Origin of the sequence: Streptomyces seoulensis, from assembly GCF_022846655.1 — a bacterium.
Classification (GTDB): domain Bacteria; phylum Actinomycetota; class Actinomycetes; order Streptomycetales; family Streptomycetaceae; genus Streptomyces.
In genome coordinates, this window is sequence record NZ_AP025667.1 from 5,765,767 (window position 1) to 5,779,177 (window position 13,411).

At 72.0% G+C, this 13,411-nt stretch carries 11 protein-coding genes; 6 read left to right on the forward strand and 5 right to left on the reverse strand.

Features of this window, described 5'->3' with window-relative positions; all coding sequences use genetic code 11:
- Positions 1-2: 2 nt before the first annotated feature.
- Entirely contained in the window at positions 3-1,613 is a 1,611-nt protein-coding gene (locus HEK131_RS26355; RefSeq protein WP_244337232.1) for an N-acyl-D-amino-acid deacylase family protein, read from the forward strand.
- Between the two features lie 3 nt (positions 1,614-1,616).
- Here the strand turns inward: HEK131_RS26355 and HEK131_RS26360 are convergent, their stop codons facing one another.
- Entirely contained in the window at positions 1,617-2,441 is an 825-nt protein-coding gene (locus HEK131_RS26360) for a trypsin-like serine peptidase (protein ID WP_244337233.1), read from the reverse strand.
- Positions 2,442-2,669: 228 nt separating this feature from the next.
- Here HEK131_RS26360 and HEK131_RS26365 point away from each other — a divergent pair, with 228 nt between their 5' ends.
- Together HEK131_RS26365 and HEK131_RS26370 are read left to right on the forward strand one after the other, a co-directional pair.
- Positions 2,670-3,881, forward strand: a complete 1,212-nt coding sequence (locus HEK131_RS26365; RefSeq protein WP_244337234.1) for a pyridoxal phosphate-dependent aminotransferase — start codon at positions 2,670-2,672, stop codon at positions 3,879-3,881.
- Between the two features lie 113 nt (positions 3,882-3,994).
- A complete protein-coding gene (locus HEK131_RS26370) occupies positions 3,995-4,429 on the forward strand; it encodes a hypothetical protein (RefSeq protein ID WP_244337235.1) in 435 nt (144 codons plus the stop codon).
- A 6-nt stretch (positions 4,430-4,435) separates the two neighbouring features.
- On the opposite strand, the gene HEK131_RS26375 is transcribed toward HEK131_RS26370, so the two are convergent.
- The gene (locus tag HEK131_RS26375) at positions 4,436-6,268 is read right to left on the reverse strand and encodes a phosphoenolpyruvate carboxykinase (GTP) (protein WP_244337236.1); all 1,833 of its coding nucleotides are present in this window, start codon (positions 6,266-6,268) and stop codon (positions 4,436-4,438) included.
- Positions 6,269-6,641: 373 nt separating this feature from the next.
- Between HEK131_RS26375 and trhA the strand changes: the two genes are divergently transcribed.
- Both trhA and HEK131_RS26385 read left to right on the forward strand, forming a co-directional pair.
- A complete protein-coding gene (trhA, locus tag HEK131_RS26380) occupies positions 6,642-7,325 on the forward strand; it encodes a PAQR family membrane homeostasis protein TrhA (protein ID WP_217461004.1) in 684 nt (227 codons plus the stop codon).
- A 30-nt stretch (positions 7,326-7,355) separates the two neighbouring features.
- A complete protein-coding gene (locus HEK131_RS26385) occupies positions 7,356-8,087 on the forward strand; it encodes a Mut7-C ubiquitin/RNAse domain-containing protein (RefSeq protein ID WP_244337237.1) in 732 nt (243 codons plus the stop codon).
- Between the two features lie 16 nt (positions 8,088-8,103).
- On the opposite strand, the gene HEK131_RS26390 is transcribed toward HEK131_RS26385, so the two are convergent.
- From HEK131_RS26390 to HEK131_RS26400, 3 genes are all read right to left on the reverse strand, one after another.
- On the reverse strand, positions 8,104-8,985 hold the full coding sequence (locus tag HEK131_RS26390) for a prohibitin family protein (protein WP_244337238.1): 882 nt from the start codon (positions 8,983-8,985) through the stop codon (positions 8,104-8,106).
- Between the two features lie 141 nt (positions 8,986-9,126).
- On the reverse strand, positions 9,127-11,160 hold the full coding sequence (locus HEK131_RS26395) for a thioredoxin domain-containing protein (protein WP_244337239.1): 2,034 nt from the start codon (positions 11,158-11,160) through the stop codon (positions 9,127-9,129).
- A 72-nt stretch (positions 11,161-11,232) separates the two neighbouring features.
- Positions 11,233-12,624 (reverse strand): PLP-dependent aminotransferase family protein, encoded by a 1,392-nt coding sequence (locus HEK131_RS26400; RefSeq protein WP_244337241.1) that lies wholly within the window; start codon positions 12,622-12,624, stop codon positions 11,233-11,235.
- A 61-nt stretch (positions 12,625-12,685) separates the two neighbouring features.
- On the opposite strand from HEK131_RS26400, the gene HEK131_RS26405 reads away from it, so the two are divergent.
- A complete protein-coding gene (locus tag HEK131_RS26405) occupies positions 12,686-13,396 on the forward strand; it encodes a YczE/YyaS/YitT family protein (protein ID WP_244337243.1) in 711 nt (236 codons plus the stop codon).
- Positions 13,397-13,411 lie beyond the last annotated feature (15 nt).

The window sequence follows — 13,411 nt, forward strand, 5'->3', positions numbered from 1 at the left end:
TCGTGGAGCAGCTCGTCATCCGGGACGCCGATGTCGTCGACGGCAGCGGGGCGCCCGCCTACCGCGCCGATGTGGTGGTCGACGGCGGCCGGATCGTGTCCATCGTCAAGGAGGCCGCGGCGGCGGGCTGCCAGCGCCCGCGCGCCCGGCGCGAGCTGGACGCGGAGGGCCTGGTCCTCTCCCCCGGCTTCATCGACATGCACGCCCACTCCGACCTGGCCCTGCTGCGCGACCCCGACCACAGCGCCAAGGCCGCGCAGGGCGTCACGCTCGAAGTGCTGGGCCAGGACGGCCTGTCGTACGCCCCCGTCGACGACCGCACGATGGAGGAGGTGCGCCGGGCCATCACCGGCTGGAACGGCTACGGCGACGACCTCGACATGGACTGGCGCTCGGTCGGCGAGTACCTGGACCGGCTGGACGAGGGCATCGCGGTCAACGCGGCCTATCTGATCCCGCAGGGCACGGTCCGCGCGCTGGTCGTCGGCTGGGAGGACCGCCCGGCGACGGCGGCCGAGCTGGACCGGATGCGGCGACTGGTCGCGGAGGGCCTGGAGCAGGGCGCGGTCGGCCTGTCCTCCGGCCTCACCTACACCCCCGGCATGTACGCGGGCGACGCCGAACTGACCGAGCTGTGCCGGGTGGTGGCCTCCTACGGTGGCTACTACTGCCCCCACCACCGCTCCTACGGCGCGGGCGCCCTCGAGGCGTACGCCGAGATGGTCGCCCTCACCCGGGAGGCGGGCTGCCCGCTGCACCTGGCGCACGCCACCATGAACTTCGGCGTCAACGAGGGACGCGCCCCCGAGCTGCTCGCCCTGCTCGACGCGGCCCTGGACGCGGGCGCCGACATCACCCTGGACACCTATCCCTACACCCCCGGCTCCACCACCCTGGCCGCCCTGCTGCCCAGTTGGGCGAGCGAGGGCGGTCCGGCGGCGGTCCTGGCCCGTCTCGCCGACCCGGCGACCGCCGAGCGCATCCGGCACGGCCTGGAGGTCACCGGCTCGGACGGCTGTCACGGCGTACCGGCCCAGTGGGAGACGATCGAGGTCTCCGGCGTGACGAACCCGGCTCTGGCCGAGTACGTGGGCCGCACGGTGAAGGAGGCGGCCGCGCTGCGCGGCGAGGAGCCGTGGACCACCGTCCTGCGCCTGCTGCTGGCGGACCGGCTCGGCACCACGATCCTCCAGCACGTCGGCCACGAGGAGAACGTCCGCGCGATCATGCGCCACCGCGCGCACACCGGCGGCTCGGACGGCATCCTCCAGGGCACCAAGCCGCACCCGCGCGCCTACGGCACCTTCCCGCGCTACCTCGGCACCTATGTACGGGAGTTGGGCGTGCTGTCGCTGGAGGAGTGCGTGGCCCGGCTGACCTCGCGGCCCGCGGCCCGGCTGCGGCTGCCGGACCGGGGCCTGGTGCGCGAGGGGTACCGCGCGGACCTGGTGCTGTTCGACCCGGCCACCGTCGCCGCCGGCTCCACCTTCGCGGAGCCGAGGACGCTGCCGACCGGGATTCCGCATGTCCTGCTGGACGGACGGTTCGTCATCGAGGACGGGCGGCGCACCGACGTACTGGCGGGCCGGTCGGTGCGCCGTACCCCGGTGTGACGGTCAGGGCTTGGGCAGCGTGCAGCCGGCGGCGCTGAGGTTGAGCTTGTTGCCGGTCGTGAAGCAGGCCGGTATCTGGTAGGTCTCCTGGGCGTAGTTGATGCCCTGGCGGACGGTGACCTTGCCGTTCTCGTCGACCTCGCACGGGTTGTTCTCGGTGCAGGACTGGCCGTCCTCGTTGCCCGTGTTGTTGACGGCGACGACCTTGCCGGTGGCGGTGTCGATCACCGGGGAGCCCGAGGTGCCGCCGATGGTGTTGCAGGAGGCGGTGTAGCGCAGCGAGTCCTTCCAGGTCCAGCCGCCCTCCTTCAGGCGGTACACGAACCCGTCCGCGTTGCAGGAGTAGATCCGCTTCCAGTAGCCGGAGACGACCTTGATGCCGCTCCCGGCCACCGGGTGGGTGTCGCTCAGCGGCAGCGCGTTGATCCCGTACGAGCTCTTGATCGCCGCATAGCTCGTGGTCAGCCGGTACAGGGTGACGTCGGTGTCGGTCATGGTCGAGTAGACGACCTGGTTGGCCCGGAGCGTGGCCACCTTGGTGCCGGCCGAGTTCAGCAGGCCGAAGGTGCGGCTGGAGGACTGGCCGGTGATGACCTGGCCGGGCTGCGGGAAGCCCGTCTCCAGGCAGTGCCCGTTGCTCAGCACCAGCGCGGGGTCGCTGTCCGCCGAGTTCGGCAGCCGGACGACGGAGCCGGAACAGTTGCTGAGCGACACGGTCCCGGCGAAGTCGACGGTCACCGCCTTGGCCTGCGGCGCGGCCAGGGCCGGGGTCGCGCCGAACCCGGCGAGCGCCACGGCGGAGAGCGCGGCCAGGAGAGGCTTCTTCATGTGGGGGTCCCCTCTTCGTGAATTGTCATGCACATTGTCACGAGAGGGATGAGGGAGGACAAGAGCGCCGACCCGAGGGGCCTCTTCCCGCCCGCGCGTCAACCCATGCGTGCTGGCGCGGAGTTGAGCACTCGGCCGAAACCACCGCGAACCCACCCGTCCCGCCGGGTGGGACACGTGGTGGAAAACACCGTCCACCGGGCACGGGCGGGCCGTAAGCTCGCGGGCATGCAGGTGATCCAGTCGACCAAGCTCGCCAACGTCTGTTACGAGATCCGGGGCCCGGTGCTCGAGGAGGCGATGCGACTGGAGGCGGCCGGTCACCGCATCCTGAAGCTCAACACCGGCAACCCGGCCGCCTTCGGCTTCGAGTGCCCCCCGGAGATCCTGGAGGACATCCTCCGCAACGTCTCCACGGCCCACGGCTACGGCGACGCCAAGGGCCTGCTGGCCGCCCGCCGCGCGGTGGTCATGCACAACCAGACCCTCGGCATCGAGACCGACGTCGAGCACGTCTTCATCGGCAACGGCGTCTCCGAGCTGATCGTGATGGCCATGCAGGCCCTGCTGGACGACGGCGACGAGGTCCTCGTACCCGCCCCGGACTACCCCCTGTGGACGGCGGCCGTCTCCCTGTCCGGCGGCACCGCGGTGCACTACCGGTGCGACGAGCAGGCCGACTGGATGCCCGACCTCGCGGACATCGAGCGCAAGATCACCGACCGCACCAAGGCCCTCGTCATCATCAACCCGAACAACCCCACGGGCGCGGTCTACGACGAGGCGATGCTCAAGGGCCTGACCGACATCGCCCGCCGGCACAACCTGCTGGTCTGCTCCGACGAGATCTACGACAAGATCCTCTACGACGGCGCGGTCCACACCCCCACCGCCAAGGTCGCCCCCGACCTGCTCACCCTCACCTTCAACGGCATGTCGAAGGCGTACCGGGTGGCCGGGTACCGGGTCGGCTGGATGGCCGTCTCCGGCCCGCGCGCGCACGCAGACTCCTACCTGGAGGGCCTGACGATCCTGGCCAACATGCGGCTGTGCGCCAACATGCCGGGCCAGCACGGCGTGGTCGCGGCGCTCAGCGGCCGCCAGACGATCGAGGACCTGGTGCTGCCGGGCGGCCGGCTCAAGGAGCAGATGGACACGGCGTACGAGCTGCTCACGCGGATCCCGGGCGTGACCTGTGTACGGCCCAAGGGCGCGCTGTACCTCTTCCCCCGCCTGGACCCGAAGGTCTTCAAGATCAAGGACGACCGGCGGATGGTCCTCGACCTGCTGCGCGAAGAGAAGATCATGGTGGTCCAGGGCACCGGCTTCAACTGGCCCGAGCCCGATCACTTCCGGGTCGTCACCCTGCCCAACGTGGCCGACCTGACGGACGCGGTGACCCGGATCGGGACCTTCCTGGACGGCTACGGACAGCCGTAGACAGCCGGAGGCGGCACCGGCCGTAGCCGTCGGACCGCCGTCCGTGACTCGGCTCAACTTTAGACTGAATCCAAGCTAGGATGGTTTCCTGTCAGCGCAGAGGAGGCCGTCCCATGTACGAACCGATCCGCACCAAGTCGGTCCACAGCACCCCGGCGGCCCCGGACCTCCCGCACCGCTCCCGCGACGAGGAGCTGGACCTCCAGCTCGCCGGACACCTCGCCGCCCTGCTCGCCGTCACGGACGAGCTGCGCGGCCCGGCCGCCGGCCCCGAGCTGGACGCGGCCGCCGAGCGGCTGTCCGCCGAGGTGGCCCGGCTGCGCGGCGGCCACGCCCCGGTACGGGCGGCCGCGGGGGCGCCCGTGGACCCGGCGCCGCTGCACCGCCGGGCGCACATGCTCGCGGGCCGCGCCCTGGTAGTCGCCGCCTCCCGCGCGGACACGGCGGCCGCGATCCTGGCCGCCGAGCGGATGGACGCGCACTCCCCCGAGGTCACCGGGCAGGAGACGGCGCCGGCCGCGCCGAGGGAACTCAGCGCGGCCCGCTGATCAGGCTCAGCCGAGGCGCTCGACCAGCGCCCGGTACTGGTCCCACAGCTCCTTGGGAGTGTGCTCACCGAAGGTGTTCAGGTGGTCGGGGACCAGGGACGCCTCCTCGCGCCACACCTCCTTGTCGACGGTGAGCAGGAAGTCCAGCTCCGCGTCGGTGAGGTCCAGGCCCTCGGTGTCCAGGGACCCCTTGGCCGGCAGCACGCCGATCGGGGTCTCGACGCCCTCGGCACGGCCGTCCAGCCGGTCCACGATCCACTTCAGGACGCGGCTGTTCTCGCCGAAGCCGGGCCAGACGAACTTGCCCTCGCCGTCCTTGCGGAACCAGTTGACGTAGTAGATCCGTGGCAGCTTCGCCGGGTCCTTGTCCTTGGCCACGTCGATCCAGTGGGCCATGTAGTCGCCCATGTTGTAGCCGCAGAACGGCAGCATGGCGAAGGGGTCGCGGCGCAGCTCGCCGACCTTGCCCTCGGCGGCCGCGGTCTTCTCGCTGGCCACGTTGGCGCCGAGGAACACGCCGTGGTTCCAGTCGAAGGACTCGGTCACCAGCGGGACCGCGCTGGCCCGGCGGCCGCCGAAGAGGATCGCGGAGATCGGCACACCGCGCGGGTCCTCCCACTCGGGCGCGATGATCGGGCACTGGTCGGCGGGGACCGTGAAGCGGGCGTTGGGGTGGGCGGCCGGAGTGTCCGACTCCGGCGTCCAGTCGTTGCCCTTCCAGTCGGTCAGGTGGGCGGGCCGCTCCTCGGTCATGCCCTCCCACCACACGTCGCCGTCGTCGGTGAGGGCGACGTTGGTGAAGACCGCGTTGCCCCACAGGGTCTTCATCGCGTTGGCGTTGGTGTGCTCGCCGGTACCGGGCGCGACGCCGAAGAACCCGGCCTCCGGGTTGATCGCGTAGAGCCGGCCGTCCTCGCCGAAGCGCATCCACGCGATGTCGTCGCCGATGGTCTCCACGCTCCAGCCGGAGACGGTGGGCTCCAGCATGGCGAGGTTGGTCTTGCCGCAGGCGCTCGGGAAGGCGGCGGCGACGTACTTGGACTCACCGTGCGGGGGCGTGAGCTTGAGGATCAGCATGTGCTCGGCCAGCCAGCCCTCGTCGCGGGCCATGACGGAGGCGATGCGCAGGGCATAGCACTTCTTGCCGAGCAGGGCGTTGCCGCCGTAGCCGGAGCCGTAGGACCAGATCTCACGGGACTCGGGGAAGTGCGAGATGTACTTGGTGGAGTTGCAGGGCCACGGCACGTCCTGCTCGCCCGCCTCCAGCGGGGCGCCGAGGGTGTGCACGGCCTTGACGAACTCGCCGTCCGCGCCCAGCTCCTCCAGCACGGCGCTGCCCATGCGGGTCATGGTGCGCATCGAGGCGGCGACGTAGGCGGAGTCGGTGATCTCCACGCCGAGCGCGGAGAGCGGGGAGCCGAGCGGACCCATGCAGAAGGGCACGACGTACATCGTGCGGCCGCGCATCGAGCCCCGGAACAGGCCGCCCTCGCCGCCGGTCCCCTGGAAGATCTCCCGCATCTCGGCGGGGTCCTTCCAGTGGTTGGTCGGGCCCGCGTCGGCCTCCTCCCGCGAACAGATGAAGGTCCGGTCCTCGACCCGCGCGACGTCGGTCGGGTCGGAGGCCGCGTGGTACGAGTGCGGACGCTTGACGGGGTCGAGCCGGGTGAAGGTGCCCTTGGCGACGAGCTCCTCGCACAGGCGCTCGTACTCGGCCTCGGATCCGTCACACCAGACCACACTGTCCGGCTGCGTCAGTTCGGCGATCTCGTCGACCCACGAGATCAGTTCCTGATGGGTGGTCGGGATGACGGTGGGAGCCGCGTTGTCGCGCGCCACGATCGCTCCTAAGTGAGGGTTTATGGCCCTGGTGAGGGATTTTCTCGGCCCCTTGGGGGCTGCGGCCCGGATGCCCGGCGGCAACCCTTTTGGGGGTCGCCGCTCATCCGGTACCGACCGCACTCATTTGATCATCCGATGCGAGTGCGCATATGTCCAGAGGGCGTCACAGGTGAGCGAGTACCCCCGAACCGGCGTGTTCCGCGTCCGCCCTGCTGGCATGCACACCTCTTTACGCCCGCCTGGGGTGTACATGGCAGATTTTTTACGCACGGACCCCGGAGCGGGCGTGAGACGATGGATCTTGGCAATGGCGTGAGCCCGGTCGCCCACACAGGGGGACTGATCCGTAACTTACGGTGCCGTAGGTACGATGCGGTTCATGACTGCGTCCGTTTCCGCCGCGCTCTCCCTGCCGGAACCCGTCAAGCCCCGGCTCCGTGGCTGGCTGCACCTGGGCATGTTCCCGGCCGCACTCATCGCGGGCCTGGTGCTGACCGCCCTCGCCGACTCCACCCGAGGCCGGATCGCCTGCGGGGTGTACGCCCTGACGGCATGTCTGCTCTTCGGTGTCAGCGCGCTCTACCACCGGGGCGACTGGAGCCCGCGTGCCGACCGCATCCTGCGCCGCCTCGACCACTCCAACATCTTCCTGATCATCGCGGGCACCTACACCCCGCTCGCCCTGCTGCTCCTGCCGGGCACCAAGGGCCAGGGGCTGCTGTGGGGGGTCTGGGCGGCCGCCCTGGCGGGCATCGCCTTCCGCGTCTTCTGGGTCGGCGCGCCCCGCTGGCTGTACACCCCGTGCTACATCGCCATGGGCTGGGCGGCCGTCTTCTTCCTGCCCGACTTCATGCGCACCGGCGGCGTCGCCGTCCTGGTCCTGGTGGTCGTCGGCGGTCTGCTCTACAGCGCCGGGGGCGTGGTCTACGGCATCAAGAAGCCCAACCCGTCACCGCGCTGGTTCGGCTTCCACGAGGTCTTCCACTCGCTCACCCTCGCCGCGTTCATCGTGCACTACGTCGGCATCTCGCTGGTCGCCTACCAGCACGCCTGAGGCCGTACGGGCGCGTGCCATCCTGACCGGGTGAACGGACCCGTGATCCACCTCGAAGTCGCGCCGGACCTGCACCTGTTCGTGCCGCACGCCCACCGCGCGGGCGGCACCGCGCTCGGCACCGACGGCGTCTCCAGCCTCGGCCATGTCGTGGAGTCCCTCGGCATCCCGCTGACCGAGGCCGGCACCCTGACCGTGGACGGCCGGGAGGTCCCCCGCGCCCATGTCCCGGCCGACGGCGAGTCCGTCCACGTCGGCCCGGTCCCCCACCCCCAGCAGGTGCCCGGCGCCCCCTTGCGCTTCCTGCTCGACGTCCACCTCGGCACCCTCGCCCGCCGGATGCGGCTGCTCGGTGTGGACACGGCGTACGAGTCCACCGACATCGGCGACCCGGCGCTCGCCGCGCGCTCGGCGGCCGAGCGCCGGGTCCTGCTCAGCCGCGACCGGGGCCTGCTGCGCCGCCGCGAGCTGTGGGCCGGGGCGTACGTGTACAGCACCCGGCCCGAGCAGCAGCTCCGCGACGTGCTGGAGCGCTTCGCCCCGGAGCTGGCCCCCTGGACCCGCTGCACCGCCTGCAACGGCCCGCTGCGTCCCGCCACCAAGTCCGAGGTCGCCGACCGCCTGGAGGCCGGGACCCGGGACACCTACGACGTGTTCGCGGCCTGCGGTGACTGCGGCCGCGCCTACTGGAAGGGCGCGCACCACGAGCAGTTGGAGACGATCGTGGCCGAGGCGGTGCGGTTCCGGGCGGAGCTGGGCTAGTCCTTCGCGGCGCCCGTCAGTTCTTGGTGCCGTCCACGATGACCGGGGTGCCTCCCGAGCCGCCGCCGCACGGCACCGCGTACACCGGGTGGGACTTGGCGGCCTCCCGGTAGGCGTCCAGGCACTGGTTGTACAGCACCTTGTCGCTCAGGGAGCGCTCCAGGATCTTGTTGGCGCGGGCGGTGCCCTCGGCGTCGATCCGCTTGCGCTCCGCCTCCGCCTTGGCGGTGCGCGCGGACTCGACGGCGCGCTCGGTGGCCTGCTCCTGCTGGATCTTCTTGTCGATCTGGCCCTGCAACTGCTTCGACGGCCGGACGTTGCGCAGATTGACGGTGGTCACGTCGATCCCGCGCGGCGCCAGCCGCTCCTTCACCAGGCTCTCGATCTCGGCGCTGATCCGCTCGCGGGCGGAGGCGTACCCCTCCTCGCTGGTGTGCCGGGCGAAGACGTTGCGGACGATCTCGCGGCTGTCCGGCAGCACCAGCCGCTCCTGGACCGCGTCCTCGCTGCCGGCCAGCCGGTACAGCTCGACCGCCTTGCGCGGTACGACGGCCCACTTGATGGTGACGTCCGCGTACAGCACCCCGCCCTGCGAGGAGCGGACCTCCACCACGTCCTCGCCGCCCAGGTCGAGGTCGACCGGCCGGGTGGAGAAGGAGGTGACGTCGGTGAACGGCGACTTCAGGTGCATGCCGGAGGTCAGCGGGGTGCCGACCCGGCCGAAGGTCACCGGGACGCCGACCTCATAGGCGCTGACCACATGGACACAGGCGAAGACACCGGCCAGGACCCCGCCCAGGGCGCCGAGCGCGGCCCCGAGCTTCCAGCCGTTCTCGTCCCGGCCGCGGCCGACGAAGAAGAGTACGACCGCGGCGATGAGCAGCAGTATGGACAGCACGAACACGGGCTTCCCCCCACAGGATGCGATGGCCCGCGGCCCCGTGACGGGGCGGCGGGCAGCGCATCGTAGCGGGCACAGGTGTACGGGAAGTAGCCGTTTACCGCTCCCGTTCCCGTCAGAGGCCGCCGACCGTTCCCGTCAGAGGCCGCCGAGCGCCGTGCGGAGCGCGTCCGGGCCGGTCACCGGGGCCTCGCAGGTGAAGTCGCGGCAGACGTAGGCGGCCGGGGCGCCGTCCACCAGGGGGCGGTGGGCGAGGAGGGGGAACTCGTCGCCGTCCGGGGTGCCCGCCGCGACGACCGCGCCGGGGGCGGTGGCGAGGAGGGCCGTGCGGTGCAGGGCGGCGGTCCGGTCGTCGGTGAGGGACGGGCCGACGACGGCGACCTCGCGGGGGCCGTCGAGCAGCGCCTCGGCGGCGGCCAGGCCCCAGCCGACGAACCGGGGCACCCTCGGCCCGAGCGCCTTGACCACGCCGAGGGCGCGCTCGGCGGCGGTCCGGTGGGCCTCGGAGCCGGTGTGCGCGGCGTAGGACAGCAGGGCGGCGGTCGCGGCGGACCAGCCGGAGGGGGTCGCGTTGTCGGTCGGGTCCTGCGGCCTTCGGATCAACTGCTCGGCGTCGGAGGCGGTGTCGTACAGGGCGCCGCTCTCCGGGTCGGTGAAGCGGGTCAGCACCTGGTCGAGGAGGAGGCCGGCGAAGTCCAGCCAGACGCCCTCGCCGGTCACGGAGGCGAGCGCGAGGAAGCCCTCGGCGACGTCGGCGTAGTCCTCCAGCACCCCGGCGTTGTCACCGGCCCGGCCGTCGCGGCTGGTCCGGGTGAGGTGGCCGTGCTCGTCGAGGTGGACCCGGACCAGATGGTCGGCGGCGGCGACGGCGGCCTCGACCAGGTCGGGGCGGTCGAAGTAGGCGCCGGCCTCGGCGAGCGCGGCGACGGCGAGGCCGTTCCAGGCGGCGACGACCTTGTCGTCCCGGCCGGGCGCGGGGCGCCCGGAGCGCTCGGCGAGCATCCGCTCCTTGACCGAGGCGATCCGCTCGGCGTCGAACACCCGCTCCGCCTGCGGAAGTTGCAGCACGGACTGGCCGTGCTCGAAGGTGCCCTCGCCGGTCACGCCGAAGTATTCGGCGGCCAGGTCGCCGTCCGCGTCGCCGAGAAGGGCGCGCAGGTGCTCGGGCGTCCAGACGTAGTACGCGCCCTCGACGTGCTTGCCGGTGCCGTCGTCACTGTCGGCGTCCAGCGCGGAGGCGAACCCGCCTTCCCCGGTGCGCAGTTCGCCGACGAGGAAGTCGGCGGTCTCCAACGCGACCCGGCGGGCGAGGTCGGAGCCGGTGGCCCGCCAGAGGTGGGCGTACACCCGGCAGAGCAGGGCGTTGTCGTACAGCATCTTCTCGAAGTGCGGCACGACCCAGTCGCGGTCCACGGAGTAGCGGGCGAAGCCGCCGCCGAGCTGGTCGTAGATGCCGCCGCGGGCCATTCGCTCGCAGGTGTCGCTCGCCATCTGCAGGGCGCCCTCGGAGCCGGTGCGGGCGTGGTGGCGCAGCAGGAACTCCAGCGCCATGGACGGCGGGAACTTCGGGGCGCCGCCGAATCCGCCGCGCTGGGGGTCGTACTCACGGGTGAGCCCGAGCAGCGCCTGCGCGAGCTCCTCCTCGCCGGGCACCCCGGCCGCCTGCTGGACGATCTCCCGCTGGGCGAGGTCGCGCGTGATCTTCCCGGCCACCTCGGTGACCTCGTCCCGGCGGCCCTGCCACGCCTGGTGCACGCCTTCCAGCACCTGCGGGAAGGAGGGCATGCCGTGGCGGGGGCGGGGCGGGAAGTAGGTGCCGAAGTAGAAGGGCTCGGCCTCCGGCGTGAGGAACACCGTCATGGGCCAGCCGCCCTGCCCGGTCGCCGCCTGCACGGCCTCCATGTAGACCGCGTCGACGTCCGGACGCTCCTCCCGGTCGACCTTCACGCTGACGAAGTTCTCGTTCAGGTACTCGGCGGTGGCCTGGTCCTCGAAGGATTCGTGCGCCATGACGTGACACCAGTGGCACGCGGAGTACCCGACGCTCAGCAGGATCGGCACATCCCGCCGCCGAGCCTCCTCGAACGCCTCCGGCCCCCAGGGGTACCAGTCGACCGGGTTGTCAGCGTGCTGGAGCAGATACGGCGAGGTCACGTCGGCTAGCCGGTTCATAGGGACCATGGTTGCACGGTGGGGGCGGGAGGCGGTCGATCATCCGGGCCCGCCCAGGAGCGCGCGCCGGGCTCAGGCGACCGGGGCCGGGGTGTGGGTGCCCCTCGCGCCTCGGGTGAGGGCTCGTTCCGCTTCGGCGAGGTTGTGGATCGCCTGGGTGAGGCGGGCCGGGGGGAGGGTGTACGGGAGGCGGACGTTGCGTTCGAACGCGCCGCCGATGCCGAAGCGCGGGCCGGCCGCGATCGTCACTCCGTGCTCGGGGGCTATGGCCGCCAGCCGGGAGCTGATGGGGGTGGGGAAGGTGGCCCACAGGGTCATGCCGCCGGGTGGACGCGGGGCGTGGACGTGGGGCAGGTGTTCGGCGAGGGCCTGCCTCAGCGCGTCGCGGCGCTCTCCCAGTTGGCGGAGCGCCTCGGGCCGGCTGGTCTGGCGGGCGTCCAGCAGGGCGGCGGTGGCGAGCTGTTCGACCACCGGGGTGCCGAGGTCGGTGGTGAGACGGGCCTGTTCGGCGCGTTCCAGCAGGGAGGGGGTCGCGCGGATCCAGCCGATGCGCAGACCACCCCAGATGCTCTTGGAGACCGAGCCGACGCTGATGGCGGTGGGCATGTGGAGCGCGAAGGGCTCCGGGCTCGCTCCGTCCAGCGCCAGGTCGGTCATCGTCTCGTCGATGACCGTGGGACAGGACAGCCTGAGGCCGCGGCGCACGCTCGTGGGCATGCTCATCCCGGTCGGGTTGTGGAAGTCGGGGATCAGATAGGCGAGTTGCGCGGACCGCGCCGCCTCGCCGAGCTGCCCGGCGTCCCAGCCGGACGGAGTCAGGGCCACGGGCAGCGGCCGGGCGCGTACGTCCAGGAACGTCCTGATCGCGTGCGGGTAGGTCGGGTGGTCGATCACGACCCTGTCGCGCGGTGACAGGAGGGTGCGGGCCAGGACGGCCAGCGCGTGCTGCGCGCCGTTGGTGATCATGATGTGGTCGGGCGCGGTGGGCAGCCCGCGCCGCTCGTACCAGCGGGCGACCGCCTCGCGCAGCTCCGTGATGCCGTAGCGGTCGTAGCCGCGCCGCTCGAAGTGCCGCGGCAGCCGTTCGAGCGCGGTGGCGAACGCGGCGTGGAGGATCTCGACCGGGGCCGACGGCGCGGCCAGGGAAAGGTCGAGGGTCGCGGGACTCGCGTCGGACCACCGTTCGGCCGGCGTGTCGTCGGGCAGCCGTACGGTCGCCCGGGCGCGGGACCGGGTGGCGAGGTAACCGTGCTCGACCAGGGTCCGGTACGCGGCGCCGACGGTGGTCCTGCTGGTGGCGAGGGCACCGGCCAGGTCCCGCTCGCTGGGCAGCGCCGCGCCGAGCGAGAGGCGTCCGTCCAGGACGAGCAGGCGCAGCCGGTCGGAGAGGCGTCGGTGCGCCGGGCCGGGGCCCTCCTGCCAACTGCCCAGCATGCCGGCCACCGTGTGCGAGCTGACTTTCACCGGACCAGCGTAGTGAATCTGGCTATGGAACCCGTGCCCAGATGATCCGCAGAGTTGCTCCATGGCATCCCCTGCTCCCCCCGCACGCGTCTCGACGCCGCCCCGCCCCGACCGGCCCGTACTGCTGCGCATGAGCGCCCTCGCCCAGGTCCGGGCGGGCCGGAAGACCCGCCGATTGCTGCAACTCCTGGTCGGTCTGGTGGGGTACGGGGCCGCCGTGATGATGCTGGTCCAGTCAGGGCTCGGCGCGGCGAGCTGGAACGTGCTCACCGAGGGCACGGCCCACGTGTCGGGCATCTCGTTCGGCTGGGCGACGAACCTGATCTCCGTCCTCGTCCTCCTCTCGTGGATCCCCCTGCGGGAGCTGCCCGGCCTCGGCACGTTCCTCAACGTGGCCATCGTGGGATTCGCCGCGGACGCCACGGCGGCCGTGCTCCCCGAGCCGCACGGGCTGCCCGCCCGGATCGCCTACCTGCTGCTCGGCCTGGTCGCCCTGGCGTTCTTCGACGCGCTCTACCTCGGCGCGCAGTTCGGCTCGGGCCCCCGCGACGGCATCATGACCGGCCTCGTGAGGGTCACCCGCCTCCCTCTCCCCGCCGTCCGCACCGCGATCGAGGTCACGGTCGCCGGAGCCGGCTGGCTGCTGGGCGGAACGGTCGGCGTCGGAACGGTGCTCATCGCGCTGTCCATGGGGCCGCTGGTCGGCTTCTTCCTGCCCCGGACGACGGTCCGCCTGCCGGCCCCGCCGCCGTGCGAGCGGGGCGCGCCGTGACCGCGGGGCCGTCCG

What these genes read in the sequence shown, in the direction of transcription:
- HEK131_RS26360 (WP_244337233.1), bottom strand. Translation starts at nt 2,441, where the DNA reads ATGAAGAAGCCTCTCCTGGCCGCGCTCTCCGCCGTGGCGCTCGCCGGG.
- HEK131_RS26365 (WP_244337234.1), top strand. Translation starts at nt 2,670, where the DNA reads ATGCAGGTGATCCAGTCGACCAAGCTCGCCAACGTCTGTTACGAGATC.
- HEK131_RS26370 (WP_244337235.1), top strand. Translation starts at nt 3,995, where the DNA reads ATGTACGAACCGATCCGCACCAAGTCGGTCCACAGCACCCCGGCGGCC.
- trhA (WP_217461004.1), top strand. Translation starts at nt 6,642, where the DNA reads ATGCGGTTCATGACTGCGTCCGTTTCCGCCGCGCTCTCCCTGCCGGAA.
- HEK131_RS26395 (WP_244337239.1), bottom strand. Translation starts at nt 11,160, where the DNA reads ATGAACCGGCTAGCCGACGTGACCTCGCCGTATCTGCTCCAGCACGCT.
- HEK131_RS26405 (WP_244337243.1), top strand. Translation starts at nt 12,686, where the DNA reads ATGGCATCCCCTGCTCCCCCCGCACGCGTCTCGACGCCGCCCCGCCCC.